This window comes from Proteus hauseri ATCC 700826 (assembly GCF_001654965.1).
GTDB lineage: Bacteria > Pseudomonadota > Gammaproteobacteria > Enterobacterales > Enterobacteriaceae > Proteus > Proteus hauseri.
Map to the genome: position 1 here is coordinate 60,846 of NZ_LXEV01000007.1, position 26,009 is coordinate 86,854.

At 34.3% G+C, this 26,009-nt stretch carries 24 protein-coding genes; 9 read left to right on the forward strand and 15 right to left on the reverse strand.

Features of this window, described 5'->3' with window-relative positions:
- Nucleotides 1-137: 137 nt before the first annotated feature.
- A complete protein-coding gene (gene rimO, locus M997_RS01925; RefSeq protein WP_064718436.1) occupies nucleotides 138-1,466 on the reverse strand; it encodes a 30S ribosomal protein S12 methylthiotransferase RimO in 1,329 nt (442 codons plus the stop codon).
- Between the two features lie 360 nt (nucleotides 1,467-1,826).
- Here rimO and M997_RS01930 point away from each other — a divergent pair, with 360 nt between their 5' ends.
- The 4 genes from M997_RS01930 (at nucleotide 1,827) to cysE (ending at nucleotide 4,763) form a co-directional block, all read left to right on the forward strand.
- The gene (locus M997_RS01930) at nucleotides 1,827-2,264 is read left to right on the forward strand and encodes a rhodanese-like domain-containing protein (protein WP_064718437.1); all 438 of its coding nucleotides are present in this window, start codon (nucleotides 1,827-1,829) and stop codon (nucleotides 2,262-2,264) included.
- 69 nt (nucleotides 2,265-2,333) lie between these two features.
- Complete coding sequence (gene secB / locus M997_RS01935; protein WP_064718438.1) at nucleotides 2,334-2,798, forward strand: protein-export chaperone SecB; 465 nt, start codon at nucleotides 2,334-2,336, stop codon at nucleotides 2,796-2,798.
- On the forward strand, nucleotides 2,798-3,817 hold the full coding sequence (gene gpsA / locus M997_RS01940; protein WP_064718439.1) for an NAD(P)H-dependent glycerol-3-phosphate dehydrogenase: 1,020 nt from the start codon (nucleotides 2,798-2,800) through the stop codon (nucleotides 3,815-3,817). The genes secB and gpsA overlap by 1 nt, the downstream gene beginning before the upstream one ends.
- 124 nt (nucleotides 3,818-3,941) lie before the next feature.
- Nucleotides 3,942-4,763: a serine O-acetyltransferase gene (cysE, locus tag M997_RS01945; protein WP_064718440.1), complete on the forward strand. Its 822-nt coding sequence runs from the start codon at nucleotides 3,942-3,944 to the stop codon at nucleotides 4,761-4,763.
- A gap of 137 nt (nucleotides 4,764-4,900) precedes the next feature.
- Here cysE and trmL read toward each other — a convergent pair whose 3' ends face one another.
- The 10 genes from trmL to cpxR form a co-directional block, all read right to left on the reverse strand.
- The gene (gene trmL / locus M997_RS01950; RefSeq protein WP_064718441.1) at nucleotides 4,901-5,404 is read right to left on the reverse strand and encodes a tRNA (uridine(34)/cytosine(34)/5-carboxymethylaminomethyluridine(34)-2'-O)-methyltransferase TrmL; all 504 of its coding nucleotides are present in this window, start codon (nucleotides 5,402-5,404) and stop codon (nucleotides 4,901-4,903) included.
- Nucleotides 5,405-5,415: 11 nt separating this feature from the next.
- Nucleotides 5,416-6,582, reverse strand: coding sequence for a nucleotide sugar dehydrogenase (locus M997_RS01955; RefSeq protein ID WP_064718442.1), 1,167 nt, complete (start codon nucleotides 6,580-6,582; stop codon nucleotides 5,416-5,418).
- A gap of 78 nt (nucleotides 6,583-6,660) precedes the next feature.
- Nucleotides 6,661-7,716 carry a glycosyltransferase gene (locus tag M997_RS01960; RefSeq protein WP_064718443.1) on the reverse strand — a complete coding sequence of 352 codons (1,056 nt, stop codon included), beginning with the start codon at nucleotides 7,714-7,716 and terminating at the stop codon, nucleotides 6,661-6,663.
- The gene (locus tag M997_RS01965; RefSeq protein WP_239994708.1) at nucleotides 7,709-8,626 is read right to left on the reverse strand and encodes a polysaccharide pyruvyl transferase family protein; all 918 of its coding nucleotides are present in this window, start codon (nucleotides 8,624-8,626) and stop codon (nucleotides 7,709-7,711) included. Before M997_RS01965 ends, M997_RS01960 begins: the two co-directional genes overlap by 8 nt.
- A gap of 66 nt (nucleotides 8,627-8,692) precedes the next feature.
- Nucleotides 8,693-9,889: a hypothetical protein gene (locus M997_RS01970; protein WP_064718445.1), complete on the reverse strand. Its 1,197-nt coding sequence runs from the start codon at nucleotides 9,887-9,889 to the stop codon at nucleotides 8,693-8,695.
- Nucleotides 9,879-10,793 (reverse strand): hypothetical protein, encoded by a 915-nt coding sequence (locus M997_RS01975; protein ID WP_156510799.1) that lies wholly within the window; start codon nucleotides 10,791-10,793, stop codon nucleotides 9,879-9,881. Before M997_RS01975 ends, M997_RS01970 begins: the two co-directional genes overlap by 11 nt.
- Before the next feature lie 254 nt (nucleotides 10,794-11,047).
- Nucleotides 11,048-11,890 (reverse strand): glycosyltransferase, encoded by an 843-nt coding sequence (locus M997_RS01980; RefSeq protein WP_064718447.1) that lies wholly within the window; start codon nucleotides 11,888-11,890, stop codon nucleotides 11,048-11,050.
- 1,256 nt (nucleotides 11,891-13,146) lie between these two features.
- Nucleotides 13,147-13,467, reverse strand: coding sequence for an acyltransferase family protein (locus M997_RS01985; protein WP_064718448.1), 321 nt, complete (start codon nucleotides 13,465-13,467; stop codon nucleotides 13,147-13,149).
- A 201-nt stretch (nucleotides 13,468-13,668) separates the two neighbouring features.
- On the reverse strand, nucleotides 13,669-15,060 hold the full coding sequence (gene cpxA / locus M997_RS01990) for an envelope stress sensor histidine kinase CpxA (protein ID WP_064718449.1): 1,392 nt from the start codon (nucleotides 15,058-15,060) through the stop codon (nucleotides 13,669-13,671).
- A 12-nt stretch (nucleotides 15,061-15,072) separates the two neighbouring features.
- A complete protein-coding gene (cpxR, locus tag M997_RS01995) occupies nucleotides 15,073-15,771 on the reverse strand; it encodes an envelope stress response regulator transcription factor CpxR (RefSeq protein WP_064718450.1) in 699 nt (232 codons plus the stop codon).
- A 197-nt stretch (nucleotides 15,772-15,968) separates the two neighbouring features.
- Between cpxR and cpxP the strand changes: the two genes are divergently transcribed.
- Entirely contained in the window at nucleotides 15,969-16,511 is a 543-nt protein-coding gene (gene cpxP / locus M997_RS02000; RefSeq protein ID WP_064718451.1) for a cell-envelope stress modulator CpxP, read from the forward strand.
- Nucleotides 16,512-16,882: 371 nt separating this feature from the next.
- Here cpxP and M997_RS02005 read toward each other — a convergent pair whose 3' ends face one another.
- On the reverse strand, nucleotides 16,883-18,040 hold the full coding sequence (locus M997_RS02005; RefSeq protein WP_064718452.1) for a glycosyltransferase family 4 protein: 1,158 nt from the start codon (nucleotides 18,038-18,040) through the stop codon (nucleotides 16,883-16,885).
- A 955-nt stretch (nucleotides 18,041-18,995) separates the two neighbouring features.
- On the opposite strand from M997_RS02005, the gene pfkA reads away from it, so the two are divergent.
- Nucleotides 18,996-19,973 (forward strand): 6-phosphofructokinase, encoded by a 978-nt coding sequence (pfkA, locus tag M997_RS02010; RefSeq protein ID WP_064718453.1) that lies wholly within the window; start codon nucleotides 18,996-18,998, stop codon nucleotides 19,971-19,973.
- Nucleotides 19,974-20,232: 259 nt separating this feature from the next.
- Nucleotides 20,233-21,234, forward strand: coding sequence for a sulfate ABC transporter substrate-binding protein (locus M997_RS02015; protein ID WP_064718454.1), 1,002 nt, complete (start codon nucleotides 20,233-20,235; stop codon nucleotides 21,232-21,234).
- Nucleotides 21,235-21,341: 107 nt separating this feature from the next.
- Here the strand turns inward: M997_RS02015 and tpiA are convergent, their stop codons facing one another.
- Together tpiA and M997_RS02025 are read right to left on the reverse strand one after the other, a co-directional pair.
- Entirely contained in the window at nucleotides 21,342-22,112 is a 771-nt protein-coding gene (gene tpiA / locus M997_RS02020) for a triose-phosphate isomerase (RefSeq protein ID WP_064718455.1), read from the reverse strand.
- Between the two features lie 109 nt (nucleotides 22,113-22,221).
- On the reverse strand, nucleotides 22,222-22,857 hold the full coding sequence (locus M997_RS02025; RefSeq protein ID WP_064718456.1) for a DUF1454 family protein: 636 nt from the start codon (nucleotides 22,855-22,857) through the stop codon (nucleotides 22,222-22,224).
- 112 nt (nucleotides 22,858-22,969) lie between these two features.
- On the opposite strand from M997_RS02025, the gene M997_RS02030 reads away from it, so the two are divergent.
- Nucleotides 22,970-23,398: a DUF805 domain-containing protein gene (locus M997_RS02030; protein WP_064718457.1), complete on the forward strand. Its 429-nt coding sequence runs from the start codon at nucleotides 22,970-22,972 to the stop codon at nucleotides 23,396-23,398.
- A 99-nt stretch (nucleotides 23,399-23,497) separates the two neighbouring features.
- Here M997_RS02030 and fpr read toward each other — a convergent pair whose 3' ends face one another.
- Nucleotides 23,498-24,244: a ferredoxin--NADP(+) reductase gene (gene fpr / locus M997_RS02035; RefSeq protein WP_064718458.1), complete on the reverse strand. Its 747-nt coding sequence runs from the start codon at nucleotides 24,242-24,244 to the stop codon at nucleotides 23,498-23,500.
- Between the two features lie 333 nt (nucleotides 24,245-24,577).
- Between fpr and emrD the strand changes: the two genes are divergently transcribed.
- The gene (gene emrD, locus M997_RS02040; protein ID WP_064718459.1) at nucleotides 24,578-25,762 is read left to right on the forward strand and encodes a multidrug efflux MFS transporter EmrD; all 1,185 of its coding nucleotides are present in this window, start codon (nucleotides 24,578-24,580) and stop codon (nucleotides 25,760-25,762) included.
- The last annotated feature ends 247 nt before the right edge of the window (nucleotides 25,763-26,009 follow it).

Here is a 26,009-nt window from a genome sequence, read left to right on the forward strand (position 1 = left end):
GACGTAATTTCAGATAATACTTAACAAGTAATCTATTTAATTAATACGAGATTATAAAGCAATAATAGTCGGTAAGAGGAAAAAGAGGTTATCAGTGTGACAGCGCAATAGAATATTACGCTGTCGAGATAGAGAAATTATTCGACGATAGTGCCCCAAAGGTCATATTCATCAGCATGTTCAATCAGAACTCGTACTATTTGTCCTGGTTCAACATCAAATTGCTCATTAAGATACACTGCACCGTCAATTTCGGGTGCATCCGCCATACTACGACCTATCGCACCTTCTTCATCAACTTCATCAATCATCACCAGTAATGTTTTACCTATTTTTTCTTGCAAACGTTCTGTCGAGATTTGCTGTTGTAATTGCATAAAACGGTGATAACGCTCTTCTTTAACATCTTCGGGGATTTGGTCTGGTAATTCGTTAGCTTTTGCACCATCAACAGGGCTGTATTTAAAACAGCCGACTCTGTCTAAGCGCGCTTCAGTTAAGAAATCCAACAACATTTGAAAATCTTCTTCTGTTTCACCAGGAAAACCAACAATAAAAGTTGAACGCAGTGTTAGCTCGGGACAAATTTCACGCCAGCGCTTTACGCGCTCTAGTGTGCGTTCAACAGAACCCGGACGTTTCATTAGTTTTAAAACTTTAGGGCTTGCATGTTGTAAAGGAATATCTAAATAAGGCAGAATTTTCCCTTCAGCCATTAATGGAATAACATCATCCACATGAGGATAAGGGTAAACGTAGTGCAAACGTACCCAAATACCTAATTTTGCTAGTTGTTCGCATAAACTTGTCATGCTGGTTTTTACGGGTATTCCATCCCAAAAACCTGTTTGATGTTTGGTATCAACACCATAAGCTGAAGTATCTTGAGAGATAACCAGTAACTCTTTTACACCAGCGTTGACCAATCTTTTGGCTTCATTTAATACATCCCCAATAGGACGGCTATCTAAATCGCCACGCATAGAAGGAATAATGCAGAACGTGCAACGATGATTACAGCCTTCTGAGATTTTTAAATAAGCATAATGGCGGGGAGTTAATTTAACCCCTTGTTCGGGTACAAGGCTAACAAAAGGATTGTGATCAGGTTTTGGTACATAATGATGAATATGTGATAAAACTTGCTCATAACTATGAGGACCCGTGATTTCTAGCACTTTAGGGTGCACTTCACGAATTTGGTTTTCTTTTGCACCTAAGCAGCCAGTAACAATAACTTTCCCGTTTTCATTGAGCGCTTCACCAATTGCCTCAAGGGATTCTTGTACTGCACTGTCAATAAAACCACAGGTGTTGACGATGACTAAATCAGCATCATTATAGGTAGGAACAACGTGGTAACCTTCTGTACGCAGTTCGGTTAGGATACGTTCAGAGTCCACTAAGTTTTTAGGACAACCTAAAGAAACGAATCCAATTTTGGGCACTTGATTTGTTTGCGACATGCTCGTGTTCTCAATACTTTTAAATAAATAACAGATAGTTGCTTTATCTCAGACAGGTGCAAAATCTTACGTAGAAGGTGGTTTTCTTACGTAGAATAGCCATTATTGTGGGTGCGGGTTTCTTAATAGCTTGCCTGAAGAGGGATCCTGTGGAGTGGAAAGAAGTGAACCTTCCGAATCTTCTTCATAGGATTATCCGGTACTAATGGTACAGAAATCCGTCAATAAAAAAAATGATTGTTGAGAAACTTTCCGCAAAAACTACAAGAGAAAATAAGGAATAGGCTGTAATTGCGCCATTACAAAGGTATACTTTGGCTCTTTGATACTATTTTTAACCAACGAGAGTGATTGCATCCTATGCTGCAAGAAGTAATGCAATTTTTCAACCGGCACACCCTGTTAAGTTTTGTTTGGGTTGCGCTGCTGGTGGCGGTCATTGTGCTGACCTTTAAAGGGCTTTTTTCAAAAACGAAAAATATCTCCCGTACAGAAGCTATTTCTTTGATAAATAAAGAGGGTGCGGTGTGTGTTGATATCCGTAGCCGTGATGAGTTCCGCAAAGGACACATCATTGATTCTATCAATTTAACACCTTCTGAAATCAAAGATAACAATATTGCTGAGCTGGAGAAATATAAATCACAGCCAGTTATTGTTGTCTCTCCATCAGGTATGGAAGGTGCAAAACCAGCCGAAAGCCTAACTAAACTCGGTTTTGAAAAGGTCTTTATTTTAAAAGATGGCCTTTCAGGCTGGAGTGGTGAGAATTTACCACTTGCTAAGGGCAAAAAATAACGAGCGGGCAGATTGAGTTCTATACTTACTGCTATTCAATTAATAAGGATATAAAAAGGTAAGATTATTATGTCAGAACAGCAAAACCAAGAGATGACTTTTCAAATTCAACGTATTTATACAAAAGATATCTCTTTTGAAGCGCCTAATGCCCCACAAGTTTTCCAAAAAGAGTGGCAACCAGAAGTTAAATTAGATCTTGATACTTCTTCTAATACTTTAGCTGAAAATGTTTATGAAGTTATTCTGCGCGTAACTGTTACTGCAACTATGGATGACGAAACGGCATTCCTGTGTGAAGTTCAACAAGCAGGTATCTTCACTGTTGAAGGTATTGAAGGAACGCAACTGGCTCATTGTTTAGGTGCATATTGCCCAAATGTTCTGTTCCCTTATGCTCGTGAATGTATCACTAACTTAGTTAGCCGTGGTACTTTCCCACAACTGAATTTAGCACCTGTTAACTTTGATGCGCTGTTTATGAACTATTTACAGCAACAGGATGCACCAAATGCAGGAGTTGAAGAAGCTTAATGAACAATGCTTCTATGACAGTTATCGGTGCCGGATCATACGGCACCGCTTTAGCGATTACACTGGCACGCAATGGCCATGACGTTGTGCTTTGGGGTCATGATCCTGCGCATGTTGCTGCACTAGAGCAGGCGCGTTGTAATCAGGCTTTTCTGCCGGATGTTTCTTTTCCTGATAGTTTACATATGGAAGCTTCTTTGCAAAAGGCGATAGAAGCGAGCCGTAATATTCTGGTTGTGATCCCAAGTCATGTTTTTGGTGATGTATTGCAACAGATCAAACCCTTTTTACGTCAGGATGCGCGTGTAGTTTGGGCGACAAAAGGACTTGAAGCACACACCGGCCGTTTGTTGCAAGATGTGGCGCGTGAAGTATTAGGTAATGAAATCCCATTAGCAGTTATATCTGGCCCAACTTTTGCTAAAGAGCTTGCTGCGGGCTTACCAACGGCTATTTCTGTTGCTTCAACGGACAACGCTTTTTCTGAAGAACTTCAGCAACTTTTCCACTGTGGTAAAAGTTTCCGCGTGTATAAAAATCCTGATTTTATTGGTGTGCAATTAGGTGGCGCAGTTAAAAACGTTATCGCAATTGGCGCAGGTATGTCTGATGGTATGGGATTTGGCGCGAATGCGCGTACCGCATTAATTACGCGTGGTCTTGCTGAGATGAGCCGTTTGGGTAAAGCCTTAGGTGCAGATGCAGCAACGTTTATGGGGATGGCAGGTTTAGGTGACTTAGTTTTAACCTGTACTGATAACCAATCACGTAACCGCCGTTTTGGTATGATGCTAGGCCAAGGTATTGATGTTGATGCTGCGCAAGAAGCCATTGGTCAGGTTGTTGAAGGTTATCGTAACACTAAGGAAGTTCGAGCATTAGCAGAACAAGTTGGTGTTGAAATGCCTATAACAGAGCAGATCTACCAGATTTTATATCAGCATAAAGATGTGAAAGAGGCAGCATTAGCTTTATTAGGACGGGCAACAAAAGATGAAGTGGACAGCTCGTTATTCTAAGCTTATTTTAAAGCACGAGATGTTCCCAATATCTGCGTATATCCATATTAATTGTAAGCCTATAAATGCCCATTAAAGCCTAAGTCCAGACTTAGGCTTTAATGTAAAAATAATGAGAGTGAGTATGTCACTAGAAGAACTAAAACGAGTCTGGGATCATATTAAAAGTGAAGCAAGAGCGTTAGCAGATTGCGAGCCTATCTTGGCAAGTTTTTTCCATGCAACACTCCTTAAACATGAAAATCTCGGTAGCGCATTAAGTTATATGCTAGCCAATAAATTGGCAACGCCAACCATGCCGGCTATTGCTGTGCGTGAGATTGTTGAGGATGCTTATCGCAGTGATATTTCTATGATTGAGTCTGCGGCTTATGATATTTCAGCTGTTCGTTTACGTGATCCTGCGGTTGATAAATACTCCACTCCATTACTTTATTTAAAGGGATTTCACGCCTTACAAGCTTATCGTATTGCTCATTGGTTGTGGCAACAAGAGCGCAAAGCACTCGCGATTTATTTACAAAACCAGATTTCAGTTTCTTTTGGTGTAGATATTCACCCAGCAGCCTGTATTGGGCATGGCATTATGCTTGATCATGCAACAGGTATTGTGATTGGTGAAACCGCAGTTGTTGAGAATGATGTTTCTATTTTGCAATCTGTTACATTAGGCGGAACAGGTAAAACGGGCGGAGATCGTCACCCCAAAGTACGCGAAGGTGTAATGATTGGTGCGGGTGCTAAAATTCTTGGCAATATTGAGATTGGACGAGGCGCTAAAATTGGTGCTGGTTCTGTGGTTTTACATGCAGTACCTGCGCATACCACGGTTGCGGGTGTACCGGCTCGTATTGTAGGACGTCCAACAAGTGATAAACCGTCATTCGATATGGATCAGCATTTTAATGGTTCTATGTCTGGTTTTGAGTGTGGCGATGGTATTTAGAATATAAAAAAGGCGCATATCATTAGATATAGCGCCTTTTTGTTACTTTGATTTTATAAAGATAAAATTAAATAAGAAGCATAAGCCGACATTAAAAATAAGTTTTGTTTAAATACGACTTATATCACCGATTAGATTTAATCTCTAAGCAAAGCACCGGGGTAACCCAACTGCCGCCAGGCTTCAAACACCACAACCGCAACAGTATTAGATAAATTCATACTACGGCTTTCTGCCAGCATAGGAACTCGGATTTTTTGCTGCATTGGCATATTATCCAACACATAAGGCGGCAAACCACGAGTTTCAGGGCCAAATAATAAGTAATCACCATCTTTATAACTAACGTTACTATGTGCTGGCTGACCTTTTGTGGTTAAAGCAAATAACCGAGCACCAGTAGGTGACTGTGCATTATCAGGACTTAATCCTTCGCTTTCTAAAAAAGCATAATAATCGTGATGTTGTTTAATATCAGCAAACTCACGATAATCAAGCCCTGCACGGCGTAAGCGTTTATCATCCCAAGTAAAACCCAGAGGCTGAATTAAATGAAGATGAAAACCTGTGTTTGCACACAGGCGGATGATATTACCCGTATTGGGTGGAATTTCGGGTTCAAATAAGACGATATTGAGCATATAAAATAAGTTTAGTCGTTACCAAAGAGGTCACGAGTATAAACTTTTTCCTCAACATCGTTTAGTGCTGAAGCCCATCTATTAGTAATAATGACATCAGAGATTGATTTAAACTCATTTAAATCACGGATCAATCTTGAATTAAAGAAGGTTTCTTCTTGCATTTCTGGTTCATAAATCACCACTTCAATTCCTTTGGCTTTAATGCGTTTCATAATGCCTTGGATTGACGATGAGCGGAAATTGTCAGAACCCGATTTCATAATTAAACGATATACACCCACAACTTTAGGTGATTTCGCAATAATTGAGTCTGCAATAAAATCTTTACGAGTACGGTTAGCTTCAACGATAGCACCAATAATATTATTAGGTACAGATTCATAGTTAGCTAATAGTTGCTTAGTGTCTTTTGGTAAGCAATAGCCGCCATAACCGAATGATGGGTTATTGTAGTGATTGCCAATGCGAGGGTCTAAACAAACGCCTTCAATAATTTGTTTTGCATTTAAGCCATAAGCTTGTGCATAGCTATCGAGTTCATTGAAGTAAGCAACACGTAATGCAAGATAAGTATTAGCAAATAATTTAATTGCTTCTGCTTCTGTTGAATCAGTATAAAGCACATCAATATCTTTTTTCTGTGCGCCTTCAACTAACAGATTTGCAAAGGTTTCTGCTCTTTCTGAACGCTCACCAATCACGATACGAGAAGGGTAAAGATTATCGTAAAGCGCACGGCCTTCGCGTAAGAATTCAGGAGAAAATATAATGTTCTCAGTATTATATTTCTCTCTCATTTCTTTAGTAAAACCAACCGGAATGGTTGATTTAATAATCATTGTGGTGTGTGGATTATATTCTAAAACATCACGAATAACCGACTCGACAGATGAGGTGTTAAAGTAGTTGGTTTTAGGATCATAATCGGTCGGCGTTGCGATAATAACAAAATCAGCATCTTGGTAAGCAGTTGTTTTATCCAAAGTCGCTGTGAAGTCGAGTTCTTTTGTAGCTAAAAACTCTTCGATTTCTTTATCTGAAATTGGCGAGATTTTTTTGTTTAAGAGTTCGACTTTTTCTTTATTGATATCTAACGCAATAACTTTGTTATTTTGGGAAAGAAGGATCCCGTTAGATAAACCGACATAGCCGGTTCCTGATATGGTGATTTTCATGAGTTTCTCTTATCTAAAGTATTTATATAAATTTAATATAGATGAGAATTCTGTAGCTTAATTATATCTTAATAAAATTTATTTTTTTATAATATCTATATATTCTTTTGCCATTCGACCTGATGATAAGTATTTAATAAAATTATTATGAATATCTTGATTGTTTTTTTCTATACAAGAATAAATTTTTTCATCAAGATTATTATCCTTATCAAAGTCATAAATTTCACCAAAAGATTTATTTAAATTAATAATCTCATTATGGGGAGGTATATCTGATAAAATGCAAGGAATGCCAATAGACAAAGCTTCTAGTACAGCCATTGGTAATCCTTCAAAAGTAGATGCGGATATAAAAATATCTGATTCATATAGAATGTTATCCACATGGTTACTATAGCCTTCAAACGTAATTTTTTTATTTAAAGAATATTGCTTTTTTAAGAGCTCTTCTTCTGGGCCAGACCCTATAATACGTAATCTGAAATCACCATCTAGTTTATCAAAGGATTTTAAAAGAGTTTTAACATTCTTTCTTTTATCTAAATTTCCAACATAAACTAAGTTAATGAATTTTTTTTCATTAAATGAATTATTTTTTTCTTCTTTTTCTTTTACCCCATTTCTAATATATATTGAAGTTAATTTATATTTTGACTTTACATATTCGCTGACACTTTGAGATACTGAAATTACAGTATCTACTTTTTTTAGTGCATAAATATGAAGTAGTGACATTACTATAGATTTGATTAATCCATATTCATGTTTATAGTCAGGGTATATATAATTATGAAGGATAGATATTTTTTTCTGATTTATTAATTTAGGTAATGAAATATCAGCTCTAAATCCTTGAGAAATAATCACATTAATATTTTTCTGTAAAATAATTTCTTTAATTTCAGAATTTATCTTGAAAAGATTATATCCATCATAATTAAGAGAAATTAATTCTATATTTAATTTTAAAAAATCGTTATATCTTGATTTATTACTTTCGAGGCTGGATAATGAAAGTAGTGTTATATTAAAACTACACTCATTTATTTTTGATAGAAGCTCAAATAATTGATTTACAGGTCCACCTTTTTCCAGAGAAGAAATAATAAAAAGAATATTTTTTTTATTCAAATTGAGCTCTCCATTTACCAATATTTTCTAATGGAATTTTAATATTTGTTATATAAGAATTATTAAAGAACTCTATATAGTTAGATATTTCCCAATCTCTAGGTATTACATTTAAGTTAAAATCTTTCTTTTTTTCTTCAGCTCTATTATCAACTGAAATTATAGTGGTTCGTTTACCTTTTTGTAGGGCTCGAATTCCAGCATGAAGTCTAGTACCAATAAAATCTAAAGAGGTATGATTATCAAGGAGATAATCAAAAGATTTTAAATTGGCTGGTATTACATTTATATCATTTATTTCATTATTAAAGCTCATAAAATAGTTATAATCTTGCGAGCCTTGAGCCCAGAAGTATAAATTATTGTATGCTTTTTTTAATGCTTTAATTAAATTTAAATCAAATTCTTTGTTTTTTCTATAATCTGTTAAAGTAAATACAACATCATCGGCTTTATTTTGTGGAATTAACTGACAGTGCTCTGGAGTTAATGTCCACATTGTTGAACATGATGTATTTATAACATTTTTTAAGCCTGCTAGTTTGAATTTATCCTCAGTATAACTATCTCTTACTGACAATAAATGTTGATTAGAAAACATTTTTTGTAGTAATATTTTTGTATAAAGATCTGGAGCATTTTGATAGTTTCCCCAACCTACGCCAAGAGATACAACTGGTTTCATTAATATTGAATTTAAATACCCAATATTCCACTGTCTATGTAAAAACATTGACGAATTAAGACAATTAGTACCACATAAAAAATTTAATTCAATTTCTTTTTGTCTTTTTAGACCGACTCTAGTTATTCTCTCATGTGTAGGAAAATGAACTTTTTGAGTATTTGGGAATAATTCAGATATTACTTTATAACATGAATCCATTATAATAAAATCACCAACATTCATAGAGCAAATGCTTGTATCTAGAACACCTATTTTCGTATTAATATGATTTAGGTTTACCATTAAAAATTATCTCAATTGAAAGTGTAAATGTAATGCTATTTTATATAAAATAGATGTGGATATTCCGAATATTAAAATTGTAATACTAATTAAAAAATTATTTTTTTCTAAGAACATATACGCTAAAGTTAACGCTGCTGCTGTACATGATAGGTTTATATAAAATAATAAGTTATATTTATTTATAGATTTAAGTAAGTATGCATATATTTTGAATATTCCACTAAATGTTTGATAAAAACAAAGCATTAAAAGAATAAATAAAGAAGTATAATTAAAATCATATAATATGAAATAAGAAAAAATGGCAATAAATGTAAATAAAATAGATACAAGTAATCCATTTTTAAAGTATTTTATTTTTATTTTTTCTATCTTAATAAGATCTTTATTGATGATATTTTTTCTCAATGAAGGCATTAAATTATTTTCTATTGCAGAGAAAAAAATAGCAATAACACTTGAAAAACTTAAGCAAACTTTAGAAGTTACAAAGGCTTGTTCTGAGATATAATTATTAAAAATAATAAATATACCTTGAGTTGAAACCCAAAAGCAAAGCATTGATAAGGCTGACCACTTACCTAAGTTAATATAACTTTTTAATTTTTGAGGAGAAAATAACATTTCAAAATAAAATTGTATTTTATATGTTAGTGTTATTTTAATTAAGATAAATAGAGATGAAATAAATAAGGATAATACTAAATAAGAGATGTAATATATATATTCTTCTATGTTATAGACGAATTTAAGTACTATATAAGATGTTAAAGTAGTACAGACAAGTAATAAAGAACTTATTCCTGCTTTTTTTTCATCATTTAGGATATATAAAATTCTTCTTAGATAGTCAAATAAAGGAAATAATAAACAAAGGAAAAATATATTAATAGATAGTAATATGTTTTTTTCATGCATAATATTATAGATGAAAAAACTAACTATTATACTAGATAATATTAAGAGTAATAAATTAAAAGAGTGATATTCTTTTAATTTTTCAATATTAGTACAATAGTACCAAGTCGGTGAAATTATAAATGCAGCATTTACAACTAAAGATAAAGATGTAAATGTTGTCACATAAATATATTTACTTGCTTCATATTCATTTATAAATTTAGATATAAATAGTATGGTACCAATATTTATCAAAGCAAATAGAAATTGATCTATATATTTCCAAAGTTTATCTTTCATTTTTTTCTTTTATGTATTTGCTATATAAAATACTAAAACTTATTAAGTAGAAAAACATTTGATTATGAAATACACCAATTGTCATATCTGCTAATACATATATTAAAAATAGATATAAATGACTATTTTTAACACTAAATATTTTTAATATCATATAATATGCATAGTATATTAATAATAAATAAACGACACCAAATCTAAAAATAGTAAGTAGTGTACCGCTATCAAAAATAAATGGCGGCTCACCTCCAATACCAAATAAAATAGATTCAATATTTAAATTTGATATATAATCTAAAACAGATTTTCTATGAGTAACACCATAATCTGAACCATCAATACTTCTAATGAAATAATTATAAATTCTATCATTTATCATAAGAAACAGGATGAATGATAATAGTGAAACTATACCACTTATTACTATTATTAATATTTTTTTAATAGATTTTGTTTTTAATAGATTAACTAAAAAGTTATAAATAATATAACTTAAAATAGTTATTTTACTAAAACACAGTAATAATGAATATCCTATTAGGATTACTTTCTTTTTACTAAAACTCATAATGTTCCAAAGAGAAAAAATAACAAGAAAGTATGTAGCTAAAATAGTCGGTGAGCCAATAAATCCAATAGGTCTAAAGGTAACTTTTAGGTGAGTATTTATAATGTGATCAATATTTCCGCCATAATAGACATTACTCATTGCATTATAAACAGCATAATTATAAAAAAAGCCACTTGAAAATAAAGGAATATTTATTTTTTGTAATGTTGCTATTATAAGCTGAACTATAATGGAAATTATAATAAATTTAAAAAGAGACTCTTTTCTTAAATGTTTCCATAAAACTAAAGAACTAAATAAAAATAATACCATTTTAATTTGAATAAATGGCAATAAAATATCTTTGAAGTATATGTTTTCATTAAATAATGCTCTGTATAACATTATCATTAAACTAAATATAATGGGATACATGAGAATGAATATTCTCTTATTTACATATGTTCTTCTTTTTATTAATTCTATAATAGATAAAAACAAAGTAAAGCACATTAGAATATCAGATATTAGTATGGGCATTCCTGATATTCTAATTGTAGGTAAGAATATAGAAGAAAAAAATATAAAACAATAAATAAATGTTATAGTCATCTTAAGTATCTATATAAATATCTGACAAAAAAGGTTGGTGAAATTCTGATTAAAAAATAAGAAGAAATAAAAATAATATTTCTCATGTTTATCATTTTCAACTTTTTCATATAGAAGATTTTTATTTTAATCTCATTAAAAGCTTTTTTTAACCCTTTTCTTCTTTTTAACATATCATCAGATGTTCGATAATATATCAGCGGTGTTTCGATGTTAGAAAACTTATGTCCACTTTCAATCAATAAAAACCAAAAAGCTAGATCTTCAGATAACACTGTATCCATTGGGTATCTAAAGCCATTGAGAAAAATAGATTTTCTAAAAATAACACTAGGATGCACAAAAGGACATTTTTTAAAAATATCATTAACTAATTTACTATGTTCAATTTCCATGTTTTTTATAATAGAAAAATTTGTACCAAATTCTTGGCAACTTCCTCCTATAACATCTACCGTCTTATTTCTTTCTAAGAATGAGACTTGCTTTTCTAATCTATCTGAATAGTTAATATCATCTGCATCCATTCTTGCTATATATTTTACATCATTGTCATATTCTATAATATAATCTATGAGTTCATTCAATGATTTTGCTAATCCTTTATTCTCATTTCTGTAGAAGAATTTTATATCATAAGAAGGATTATCATTTTTATATTTTTCTATTAGTTCAATTACAGATGGTTCTACTGGACCATCTATTTTTATCCTTAGTACCCAATTATTGTATGTTTGAATTAGGATGCTATCTAATGATTCTTTTAAAAATGAAATTTGATCATTTTTATAAATGCTCATTATAAATGCGACTTTTCTTTTTGATAGATGACTAATCATATTTTTCCATAGCTACCGCACTAGGTTTACGGCTCCCAGTGCGCCAATAAGTCAGTTTTAAATCCTTATGGTTATGTTAAATAAGGAATTTTTATATTAATAGATTGGTTTCTAGCCAAAGCTGATCTGAGAGTAGACTTTCACAATCAGTCAGTCAAGTAATTATAGCTTATTATATCATTGATTATGAGAATATAAATATCAGAATAGTAGTCGATTTAGCCAGATCTTTCTGAATTATATCAATTAAAGTTAATAAAGAGGAAATGTTTTTTTGATAGCAATAGATTATTAGAATAAAAGATACTATTTGTTGGGTGGGGGCTAAAAATTCAGTTTTTTAGAAAAATAGATTCAGATATTTATTTTAGTATTGATTAAATAATATCTTAATTAAATTGTCTGTAACGAAAGTAGTATTTATTATAAGTATCAATTTATTATGTAATGTATGTGCTTTCTATTTTGAAGAAGATAGTTTGAATCTTTTTTCTATATAATTATACATTATATATGATGAAAGAAGGGCCAATAATATAGATCCTGTTAACAGAACCATAAATAAATTTGTAGATATATTTTTTAGATCAATAAACATTGAATATAAATTAAAAGTTATACTCGGTACTGGTTGATGAAGCAGATACAAGCTGTAACTGACAATTCCAATATTAAAAATTATTTTATTTTTAAATATAGGAGGTCTTGAGTATATAAATACAAAGAAAAGTGCAGATATACAAAGATATGTTTCAAAAGCATGAGGTTTTTGCTTTGTAAAAAGAATAAATATAAATAATATAATCATGATTATATAAGAAATGTAGCGAGCAATTTTCTTTTCAGATTTTGTGATATAAGATGCTATAAAGCCAGTTAAGAAGTTAGTCCATAAAACAGTATCATTTATGTAGCCGAAGTATATTACAATGTATGAATTAGTATTCTTAATGACTTAATTGAATATGCGCAAGCTAAAAATGGAATAATAGTATAAAATTTCCATTCATATGGTAATATCTATATGACAACATTGATATTATTATCTACACTATTACCTAATTTTATTCCATTACCTCAAAAACCAAAGCCATAAATTCTCTGTAATAACAAAAGAATATCATCTATGGATTTTATTTGAGAAAGTTTTAAGCTGATGAAAATTATGAGTACTATTGTTGATGCAACAAGATATGCTGGTAATAATCGATATATTCTTCTTTGAAAAAAAGAAATATCTATTTTGGGGTTTTTTATTACAGAGGAAAATAAAAACCAGTTAAACAAAAAAACATATCAGCACCAAAACTTCCCATTTTTTCAAACGAATATATAGGTTGAATTTCAAATGTTGGTGATTTTATTCCAGTTGTAGATATGGCTAGGTATGAATGTGCAATAAAAACGAGTAAGCATGATATTCCTCGTAGGCCTTCTAAGATTAAATCATTATGGCTTCCTGTTGGAGCTATCTCAATGATTTTATTCAATAAAAAAGATATGATTAGAACAGAAATAATGATAAATAGAGCATAAATAATATTATTTATACTTAAATAGTAAAAGATTTCGTTCATTTTTTATCCATAAAATTAAGCATTTTTTATTCACTACTCAGATATTTTATCATTCTCATAATATATGTTCAGTTGTAGACATGTATTTTTCTACATTTTTAAACGGCTCATATTGTAAGTTATATCTTTATCAAAAAATAGGCTCAAGACATTTTATATATCTAAAGCCTAATATTTTATTTTTTATCAATAAATATTTAGTTAAGTTATCGATATTTTATTCACTGCCCCTGCTCTTGGTAACCAAATTTCTATGCGTAATCCACCTAATGGACTGTCATCCGCCTTTACATTACCTCGGTGTTGACTTACTGCGGTTTCTACAATGGCTAAACCAAGACCTGTACCGCCAGATTCACGATCTCGTGCCTCATCCGTTCTATAGAAAGGTCGGAAGATATGCTCTCTGTCTTCAGGGTTAACACCTGGGCCATCATCATCCACAATAATAGAAATGCCTTGGTTCTGTTCTTTAAAGGCCACTTCAATGCGTGAGTTTGAATAACGCAGCGCATTGCGCACAATGTTCTCAAAAGCGCTAGCAAGCGAGTAAGGGTTACAATAAATAGTCCAAGGCCCCGGTGGTGCGATGACTTGTAATGTTTTATTGCTCTGCTCTGCCTCGAATTTGGCGTTATCTAAAATATCGTCCCATAATTCGTTGGCTTTTACATTTTCACGTAATAATTCGTTTTTGTATTGATTGCGAGATAACACCAGTAAATCGTTAATCATACCGTCGAGACGCTGAGTTTCTGTTTCAATGCGCTCTAATTCTTTACTTTCACCGTGGCGGCGACGCAAAAGAGCACTGGCAAGTTGTAAACGAGTGAGTGGGGTACGAAGTTCATGTGAAATATCAGAAATTAATCGTTGTTGAGCTGCAACCATGCGTTCTAATGCACTAATCATCTGGTTGAAGCTTGTACCTGCCGCTAAAAACTCTTGAGGACCCGTCTCAAGCTCTGGATGAGGCCGTAAGTTACCTTTAGCAACGTCATCAGCCGCATTTTTAAGCTGCCTTGCCGGTTTTGCTAAACTCCAAGATAACCATACTAATAATGGTGTACTGATAAGCATGGTAAATATAAGAAGTAGCAAAGGTTTATCAAATAATAAGTTGATAAAGTCAGATTGCGGGCTGCTCGATGGGCGTACTAAGTAAAGTTGGTAGTGATCTTCACCATCTCGTACTGAAAATGGCCCTAACATCTCAGAACGACCATACTTTTTCTTTTTGGGATGATCTGCGTTATCAGATTGACCAATAAAGTTTCTGACAACTTGCATTTCATTGCGTTGCGCACCAATAATTCGACCTTCACTGGTGACAATAATAAGGCGCTGACCTGGTGGTGCCCACTTATCGATAGCGCGAATTAAACGCCGCCACCAAAGCAGATCATTAGCAGGATCTTGGGCTAGTTCAGCTTCTATATGTTGTTCTAGCATAACACCTTGACGGTATTCACTCTCTAATAGAGTGGTAAGCTGGCGCGAGTCCAGCTTAGGTACCATCATAACTAGCACAAGAACTAGTGCTAGCGTCAGCCAGAATATTGCGAAAATGCGCGCTGACAGACTATTTATCATAGAAATTATTTATCACGTTATGGAAACCATCAGATAACCGCGGCCACGTAATGTTTTAAACCAAGGTTGTCCATCTGTTCTCTCTGGTAATTTACGGCGTAAATTAGAAATATGCATATCAATTGCTCTATCAAATGGCGTTAAACGCTTGCCAAGGACTTCTTGGCTTAAGTGTTCACGAGACACCACTTGTCCTAAATGTTGAGCAAGTAAATAAAGCAATGTAAATTCAGTTCCGGTTAATTCTAAAGGTTCGTTGTCGAAACTTGCCTCTTGTCTACCAGGATTAAGCTGTAATTTATCAACTTGTAACGTAGGCGATGTGTTGCTGTCAGTCTGTTTTTGCTCACTCCAGTTAGAACGGCGCAAAATAGCTCTGATACGTGCAACAAGTTCTCTATCATTAAAAGGTTTAGGTAAATAGTCATCAGCACCTAATTCTAGGCCAAGCACTCGGTCAAGATCACTTCCTCGTGCTGTTAACATAATGACAGGGGTTTGGAAATTTTGGCGTAACTCTTTTAGCGTCTCAATTCCGTTTTTACGTGGCATCATAATATCCAGTAATAACAAGTCGATAGAAGCATCAATAAGTTTCAACGCTTGTTCGCCATCAGAGGCGATTACAACATTAAAGCCTTCCATTTCAAGCAGTTCTTTCAATAGCGATGTTAATTCGCGATCGTCATCCACTAATAAGATTTTATGCATTCGTCAATTCCTCCAAGAGAAAAATACGATAATAAATAGCGCGGATCCATGACTTTACGTTCTTTTACACGCTCTGACGCTAGTTTGCAGGTGTAGCTGTATAGTAATCCACATAGCAACAAATTACACATATTTAGAAAAGTGTTAGTTATTAGGTCGCAATGAAATAACCAAATTAGGAATCAGGAGTGAAAGCAATGCGTAAAGTAGCAATGGTTGCATTAGCATCAATGTTTTTGGTAGCTCCGACGATGGTGTTAGCTGAAACAGCAAATACTAATCCTTCCGCTGAACAACAATACAACGGAAACTATCATTGTGGTTATAACGGTAACGGCATGCATGATGGCCGCGATTATAGAGGTCACCATGGACAACGTGGCCATATGATGAACCGTAATTTTGATGAATCCCATATGTTTTATGGAATTACATTAACTGAACAACAACGTACCCAAATGCGTGATTTAATGCGCCAGCATCATCAAGATAGATATAACAACGCTAATTTCCGTCAACATCGTGAAAATATGCATAAATTAGTGACTGCATCTCAATTTGATGAAGCTGCAGTAAGAGCACAAGTACAAAATATGGATCAACAAGCTATCGAACGTCATGTCGAGATGGCAAAAGTTCATAACCAAATGTATCAGTTGCTGACTCCAGAGCAAAAAACACAGTTGGAGAAAAATTATCAGCAACGTATGTCATCTTTTGATGGCAGCAACAAACAGTAATTGAGTTAGAGTGTAGTAGAGTAGAGCAGTACCTAGTTAGAGAGTAAGTAGCAACAACGAAGTTTTTTCCTTGCCATAGACACCATCCCTGTCTTTTGCAGCCCCTCTGGAGAGGGGCTTTTTTTTATTTCACTATTAGGTAAGTTCAGTTTTTTCGGTAGGGTTAATAATTTTTGTAAAAATTACAAACATAATAAATCTACCTAAAAAATAGATGCTTGAGTTCAATAAAAATAATTGAGATAAAAAAGAATAACTTGTGCAATGCTGTAATCAACGGGAAATCAGTAGAAATACTCTTTTTATAGCCCCTTTAGAAGGGGCTTTTTGTTTATTTAATTGTTGATAGTAAAAAAACAGTCACAGAGATTTTATTTGTTTTTTATTTCTTCTTTAATAATTGCATGAGTATTTTTAATAAAATCATCAACATTGTGAATTTTTTTAATATATTCAACAGCTTCTAATGAAAGTGCTTTTCTTTTATCTTCATTTTCTATTAGATTTTGAATAGCATCGACAAATAGATCGACTTTATCAAATCCATTGCCCAAAACCTCACCAACATAAATACCAAATTTAGAGGTTAAATCGTCTGGATTTCTATTGCTAACAAGTAGTGTACCGAAAGAGAGTGCCTCTAAAAATGATACGGGTAATGCTTCATGAATTGAGCTGTTAACTAATACTTTTGCATCACGTAAGTATTTATTTTTTTCTTCACCTTCAACATGACCAACAAAATGTAGATTAGGGATTTTTTCATATTCAGACATAATGTCGTGATTTTTATCATCAGCTCTAAATATTTTACCTAAAACATAAAAATTGTAGTTGGGCATTTTTTTCGCGATTTCACAAAAAATCCAACCGCGCTTAACTGAAGCAATGCGGCCTAAGAAGACAATGTTGTTTTGCTTAGGGTAAGTTAAAACATCAAAATTATAGTCGATATCAATTGGGTTCGGTGCAAATTCAATAGGAACATCTTTATCTAATTGATATAAATCGATAGCTTTTTGATTTAAACATTTTGCTTGTGTGATAAAACGCACTCTTCCCGCTTTATACCAATCATGAACAAGATCATAAATTTTTTGGTTGTAGTAGGATGTTTCAGGAATTAAATCGACAGTAAAAATCTCATCCCATTCGTACATTGGTCTTGGATCTTGGATCCAAAGAATTAGTTTTTTGTTAGGGTCTAATTCATTTTTTAATATATTGTCGTGAGTGAGCTCAACACTGAAGTAAATATCGTAGTTTTTCTTTTTTAAGAATTGTTGGGTGAACCACTTTCTACGAGGTAATTTATATAATGTAACGCCATCAACAACATTTTTTTCAGCAAAAAAATGACTTTTTCCCTTACCAAGTAAAACATCAAATTCAAACTCATCATTTTTTAAATATTTTGCTATGTAGTATCTGGCTAAATAACCATAACCGCCAAATCTTGTATTTGCGGCTCCAAAAAATTCATCGACGATGAGTCCTACTCTAATTTTACGTTTATTTTCTTTATTCATGACTTACAGAGCCTAGGGTAAATTGTAACTAGCGATTTAATATAAAAAATAGAGACTAAAAATTGGTATTAGTGTCTATAGACAGATATTTCATACATATAACCTAAATATTATCTTAGGTGAGTAACTATGAAAAATGAATTACAAAAATCTATCTATATAGATAATAAAATTACGAATTAATGTGCGGAATGGTTTCTACATTAGTCTACATTATTTCTATCATTTCCTACAACAACGCCTCAGAGTATTCGGGTCGTAAACCTTCAGTAAGAATTTTTGTTGGTATCACGGTGTTATATGCTGTGCATATTTAGGTGCTGTGTTGACACCGTAATGGTTCTAATCATAAAGAATGGGTCATTACATCTATAATCCAAGAGGTAATCATTACAACACGTTATTTTTTTCCATCAGAAGGAGAGGTACCTCTTGATATACTGTAACAGTCTAGGCATAAAATCGGTAAAAAAGAGCACAAATGTTGCTATTAGTCACAAAAGTGTAGGGGATTAGTATTATTTTATAATGCTATCTCAAATTGAATGATTGAACGCTAAAAAGTGAAAAATAAAGTGTAACTGCTCTTTAAAAGAGTAAATTCAATTTTTATCGAAATCTGCCGATGATAATTTTTAGCATAAATAGCGTTTTTTTGAGATGAAAGCAAAAAGGCAGTAAAGTATCTGTATAAAAAGTGTTAACGTAGCCAGTAACCTATTTTTAATACGTATAATTGTTATACAGGCTGTCTGATTTGTTTAATGCGCGTCAAGTTTATTAAAAAAAATGTACGATAATGATGAAGTGATAAAAAATATCCGTACAATGGTGGTGTTGAATCAATTCAGCATTTGCAATATTGGCGAATTATACCAAATAAGCCAGTATTGATATAAAAAAGTTATTCCGACAATTTTGCAATAATTACATCGAATAAGAATCAGAGGTAATCATGGTCAATGGGATCAAAAGAATTGGGGTTTTAACAAGTGGTGGTGATGCACCGGGTATGAATGCCGCAATCCGTGGTGTTGTCCGTGCTGCACTAAGTGAAGGTTTAGAGGTTTACGGTATTTTTGATGGCTATATGGGGCTATATGAAAACCGTATGAAAAAACTCGACCGCTTTAGTGTATCCGACATGATAAACCGTGGTGGTACTTTCCTTGGTTCTGCCCGTTTCCCTGAGTTCCGCGAAGATAATGTTCGTGCTGTTGCTATCGAAAATATGAAGCAAAATGGACTTGATGCACTTGTGGTTATTGGTGGCGATGGTTCTTATCTTGGTGCAAAAAAATTAACTGAAGCTGGTTTCCCATGTATTGGTTTACCTGGCACCATCGATAATGATGTTGCGGGTACTGATTATACTATCGGTTATTTCACCGCATTAGAAACAGCTGTTGAAGCAATTGACCGCTTACGTGATACATCGACTTCTCATAAACGTATTTCTATCGTTGAAGTGATGGGACGTTACTGTGGTGACTTAACACTTTCTGCTGCTATCGCCGGTGGTTGTGAATTTGTGGTGTTGCCAGAATCTGAACTGCATTTTGATCGCAATGAGTTATTAGCTGAAATTAAAGCGGGTATTGAGCGCGGTAAGCGTCATGCTATCGTTGCAATCACTGAGCACGTTTGTGATGTTCATGAATTAGCACGTTTTATTGAAACTGAAACAAAACATGAAACTCGTGCAACCGTATTAGGTCATATTCAACGGGGTGGTTCTCCTGTCGCTTATGACAGGATCCTTGCTTCTCGTATGGGGGCTTATTCAGTACAGCTTCTATTAGAAGGTTTTGGTGGCCGTTGTGTTGGGATCCAAAACGAAAAATTAGTTCATCACGATATTATTGATGCAGTGATGAATATGAAGCGTGTCTTCAAATCTGATTGGTATGAAACCGCGAAAAAACTGTATTAAAGTATACGTTTTTTCAGCTGATCTCCTTATTCGTGAACTGTTCTGATGCATCTGATTTTGCATCAGAACAGCTTCTCGATGTTCGATGAAAACATTTCATTTGGCTTTCTTATTTAACTCTCGTTTTCACACATTCTGCTCTTACTTCTTATATATGCTCGCATATGCTTGTTTTATCTAACGAGTCGTTTTTTATTATTTCATCGTTATAACGCTTTCTGTCAGCCTGTTATGAAACTCAATAATATAGGGGATAGACATGTTTAAACGATGGAGTACCTTATCAACGATTTTCGCAATACTCGTATTTTCTAGTAATGCATGGGCTAAAGATATTCAACTATTGAATGTTTCTTACGATCCAACGAGAGAACTTTATCAGCAATATAATCAAGTGTTTAGTCAATATTGGGAACAAAAAACTGGCGATAAAGTCATTATTCGCCAGTCTCATGGTGGTTCTGGGAAACAAGCAACTTCGGTGATTAATGGTATTGAAGCCGATGTTGCCACACTTGCACTTGCCTATGATATTGATGCAATAGCAGAAAGAGGGCGTATAGATAAACAATGGTTAACGCGCTTGCCTGATAATTCAGCACCTTACACATCAACTATCGTATTTTTAGTTAGAAAAGGAAATCCTAAACAAATTAAAGATTGGGATTCACTTATTCAACCTGGTATTTCTATTATTACACCAAACCCTAAAACCTCGGGTGGTGCGAGATGGAACTACCTTGCTGCTTGGGGATATGGTTTAAAAGCGAATCAACAAGATCAAGAAAAAGCCAAGGCATTTGTAAAAAACTTATATCAAAATGTGGAAGTTCTTGATTCTGGTGCTAGAGGTGCGACAAATACTTTTGTTGAGCGAGGAATTGGTGATGTATTGGTTGCTTGGGAAAATGAAGCGCTACTTGCTATTAATGAATTAGGTGCGGATAAGTTTGAGATAGTTACACCATCGGTTTCTATTTTGGCAGAGCCTACTGTTGCGGTAGTTGATAAAGTTGTTGATAAACGCGGTACTCGTGAGATAGCAACTGCTTATTTAGAATATCTTTACTCACCTCAGGGCCAAGAAATTGCAGCAAAAAATTATTATCGCCCAAGAGATAGCGCAATAGCTGAAAAATACCAAGATCGTTTTCCTCAGTTAACGCTGTTTACTGTTGATGAGGTTTTTGGTGGCTGGCAATCAGCACAGAAAACCCATTTTGCTTCAGGGGGTGTATTTGATGAAATTAGTCGTCGTTAATACAAAATAGAAAAAGTAAGAGATAAAAAAATCACCTTCTATTTAATGTAGTAAGGTGATTTTTTCTATTTTTTATCGATTAAAGGTAAAACCTATTAAGATAAAAATTATTTTTTCGCTTTAGCTTCTGCTGCTGCTTTAACGATAACGGCAAACGCATCTGCTTTAAGTGAAGCTCCGCCAACTAATGCGCCATCGATATCTGGTTGACCAAATAATTCAGCCGCATTTTTATCATTAACAGAACCACCGTATTGGATAATCACTTGTTCAGCGATAGCGGCATCTTTCTTCGCGATATGGTCACGAATAAATTTATGAACAGCTTGAGCTTGTGCAGGTGTTGCAGATTTGCCTGTACCGATAGCCCAGATTGGCTCATAAGCGATAACTGCACCTTTAAATGCTTGCGCGCCATGTGCATTTAAAACAGCATCGATTTGGCGAGCACAAACTTCTTGTGTTTTACCGGCTTCGTTTTCAGCTTCAGTTTCACCAATACATAATACAGGTGTTAAACCTAACTCTTTTAATACACCGAATTTTTGAGCGATAAACTCATCTGATTCTTTATGGTAAGTACGACGCTCTGAGTGACCGATGATAACGTATTTAACATCGACATTTTTCAGCATTTCTGCGGAAGTTTCACCAGTGAAAGCACCTGATAGGTTAACACCCGTATCTTGAGCACCTAATGCAATACGGCTACCACCAACTTCGTGGCGAGCTTGGCACAGATAAACTGTAGGTGGTGCGATAGCAACGTCACAGCCTGCAACACCGCTAACTTCTTTACGTAATGCAGCGATTAATTCGTGTACCATTTTAATGCTGCCGTTGAGTTTCCAGTTACCCATGACTAATGGATGGCGCATAACTTTTCCTCCAACCGAGTGGTTTAAATTAAATTTGCTGATAAACACATACAATTATGTTGATACACAACAGTATAGAGAACATTGAATAGAATAGCTTTGTTTTTTATCACGGAATAGCTGAATCGATATTGCTATTGAGTGACAGCTTAATGGGTTCAATGGCAAAGGTTGTTAGTTGAGTTCCTTCGTTAGTAATAATATAACGAATTGCGCCTACATTATGGCTAATATAAACGGGAATATTATTTTTGAAGGCGAATAAATCGAGTACTTCTTGAATTTGTGTTGGGGTAATAGAAACGTCAAATTGTGCCACAAATGATGTAATGTATTTTGTTGCTATTTCAAGATTCTGTTTTTCTATTTCGGGTGATTCTGGGGTGTGAATTAGCGTGAGTTGTAGGCTTTTTATTTTTTCGCTACCACGTTCTAACACGGCCGATGAATATAAATAAGGTGTGATGCGTGTAGCGGCTCTAACGAGAGGGATCGTAATATCGTTATTGGTAATAATTTTATATTCGTTTAAAAATAATAGTGGGTTTCGCTGGTTGAAATTTGCGCGCAACATAGGAATAGTAAGTTCAAAAACAGGTGCATCCTGTTTAAGGTAAGAAATATCATCTTTACTAGGTTGTTTTTGTGCGACTAATTCTACTGTTGCGAAAACCGATGTTGGCAAACAAAGAGCAATACTGATAATAATCGGAATTAACGTTCTATCGATGCTTTTTTTTATCATCTGTCCTCCGTTTGTCTGTTCTGCTATAGGTGAAAATAAACTCAGTCTGTATTATTGGATAGCAAATGGACAGAGTAACTCACTAAATAAGTATACTATTGAGAAAATATTAATGACATTACAACATTGGGCGTTTTCATTCAAAGGTCGAATTGGGCGTCGTGATTTTTGGTCTGGTTTTGGGGTGTGTTTCGTCCTGTTTTTAGGTTTTTCTCTTTTAAATGAATATTACCCGCTACCTACGATCTTAACTTGGGTGTTATTGTTTATTATCCTCTATCCTATGTGTGCTATTTTTACTAAAAGATTACATGACAGAAATAAACGCGGTATTTGGATTTTACTTTTGTTATTTGCTGTGATGCTAGGATTAGCCGATACCAGTAGTTTAGACTCGTTTTGGCAATGGGCAATAGGGCGCTTTCTTCCTCTATTTATTATTATGGTGATATTGCTCGATTGCGGTGTATTTGTTGGTACTGATGGTGCTAATTATTTTGGGCAACAGACAGAAAAAGTTGACTATAAACGTTTACGTTAACTTTAATTGCTATTTATCGACAGTCTTAGATTAACAAGTAAGGGCCGATTTCTTAGTGAAGTCAGCCCTTAGTTTTATTTTTTGTCACGAGCATAGCGATTACCAATATTGCTCACTAGTGATATGCCCCGGTTTACGTCGTAAATGTTTACGCATTTCCCGCTGTTCTTTAAGGAGTTGTTGAGTATCTCTAACCATTTGTGGATTACCACATAGCATAATGTGACTCTCTTTTGGGGTGATGGTTAATCCCACTATTTTTTCTAAGGCACCATTTTCAATTAATGCCGGAATACGTCCCGTTAATGAACCAATATGGTTTTCTCGGCTAACAATAGTTTGTATGCGTAATTTACCTTGGTAACGTTCGACTAGTTTTTCCATTAACGGAAGATAACTTAAATCGTTGGCGTAACGAACAGCATGAACTAATACTATATTTTCAAACCGTTCTAGATCTTCACCGAGTTGTAAAATAGATAAAAACGGGCCAATAGCGGTACCAGTTGAAAGCATCCATAAGGTTGTTGCATCGGGAACTTCTTCTAAGACAAAAAAACCACTAGCTTGCTGTGTTACAAGCACTTCATCGCCAATAGTGAGCGCTGATAAATTAGGGCTTAGTTTACCTTCTGGCACCGTAACAAGATAAAATTCTAAATTAGGATCTTCTGGAGAATTTACATAAGAGTAGGCACGTTGTACACGTTCGCCCTCGATATCTAATGCCAATTTTGCAAATTGCCCTGCTGTAAACTTATCGACAGGTGCCTGTACAATCAGACTCATTAATGCCTCTGTCCAATGATGAACTTGGATAACTTTTCCACTGACCCAGTTTGCCATATTATGTTATCTCCTTTCTTATGAACGCGCGTATATCGCCTGTTTATTCTAAAGAAGATGCTGATTTTTATTTATCAAGATGATGTGCTGGCGTTATTAATCTGAAATTTTGTTAATTGTTGATATAAAATGTACATTTATATTGACAACTATGGTGTATTTCTCTGACATTAGCACTCATACAAAAATTGCTGACTATCTCGCAAATTTTTCTAAATTTGTTACCTTAGTCTCATTCTTAGCAGAAGTGCATTCGCAGAGTTTATTTAAATAAATCCTCTGGAGTGTTTTCCTGTCCGTTAATCTGTTAATTGTTAATTCTTGAGCAAAGAAATGAGAAAGTTAGAACATGCAAATCTGTTATTGCTGATTATTGCACTAGTTGCTGTGGGGCAAATGACCCAAACTATTTATGTTCCTGTCATTGCTGATATGGCGGTTTATTTCGGTGAGCCGACAGGTGCCGTACAACAAGTAATGGGCGCCTATCTTTTTTCTTATGGATTTTCACAACTTATTTATGGTCCTATTTCCGACAGAATAGGGCGTCGCCCCGTCATTTTGATTGGCATGACCATTTTCTGTTTGGCAACATTAGTGGCGATTTTTTCAAAAAATCTAACCACATTAGTTATCGCAAGTACATTACAAGGTATGGGTACAGGTGTTGCCGGTGTTATGACACGTACTCAACCTCGTGATTTATATACAGGCACAGCACTTCGTTACGCCAACAGTTTGCTGAATATGGGGGTGCTTGTTAGCCCATTATTAGCACCAATGATTGGTGGTGTGGTTGCACATTTTTTTGGCTGGCATGCCTGTTATATCTTCCTATTATTATTAGGAACAAGTGTTTTGTTTTGTATGTATCGTTGGATGCCTGAAACGCGTCCAGTACAAGCTGAAAAACGTAAAATGCTGTCCTCTTTTTATTTATTGTTATCAAACAGTACGTTCAGTGCTTTTCTGATTATGCTGATTTGTGCATTATCTGGTATTGCTGTTTTTGAAGCTTGTAGTGGTGTGTTAATGGGTGGGGTATTAGGATTAAATAGTATTACGATTAGTATTTTATTTATTCTGCCTATTCCTGCGGCATTTTTTGGTGCTTGGTATGCTGGGCGTGAAGGAAAAACCTTTGTTCAATTAATGTGGCATTCGGTTTTTTGTTGCTTAACAGCTGGTATTTTAATGTGGATCCCTGGTTGGCTAAACATTATAAATATCTGGACATTGCTCGTTCCTGCGGCTTTATTTTTCTTTGGTGCAGGAATGTTATTTCCATTAGCAACAACTGGGGCGATGGAGCCTTTTCCTTATTTAGCAGGTTCAGCTGGGGCATTAGTGGGTGGCTTACAAAATGTAGGTTCAGGTATAGCAACATGGTTTTCGGCATTATTACCACAACACAATCAATTTAGCTTAGGAATGATTATGTTTATTATGTCGGTTGCTATTGTGCTTTGCTGGGTACCGCTAGCGCATCGTTTTAGCCATGAAGAGCATACTGTTTAGCGAAATTATAGATTTTAATATTTATCTTAGAAAAATGCCGATAGCTTTTATAAGCTATCGGCATTTTAGTTTTGTAGCCTGAGCTACCTCTCTCTAACGCTTTAAATTATGTTGAGCAATTAGCCGCGATCTTCCCACTCTTGAGCACGTGCAACGGCTTTTTTCCAACCGTTATAACGATAGTTACGTTCAGTGGTTTCAATACCAGGACGGAATTCTTTATCAATTGCCGCTTTATTTTTTACTT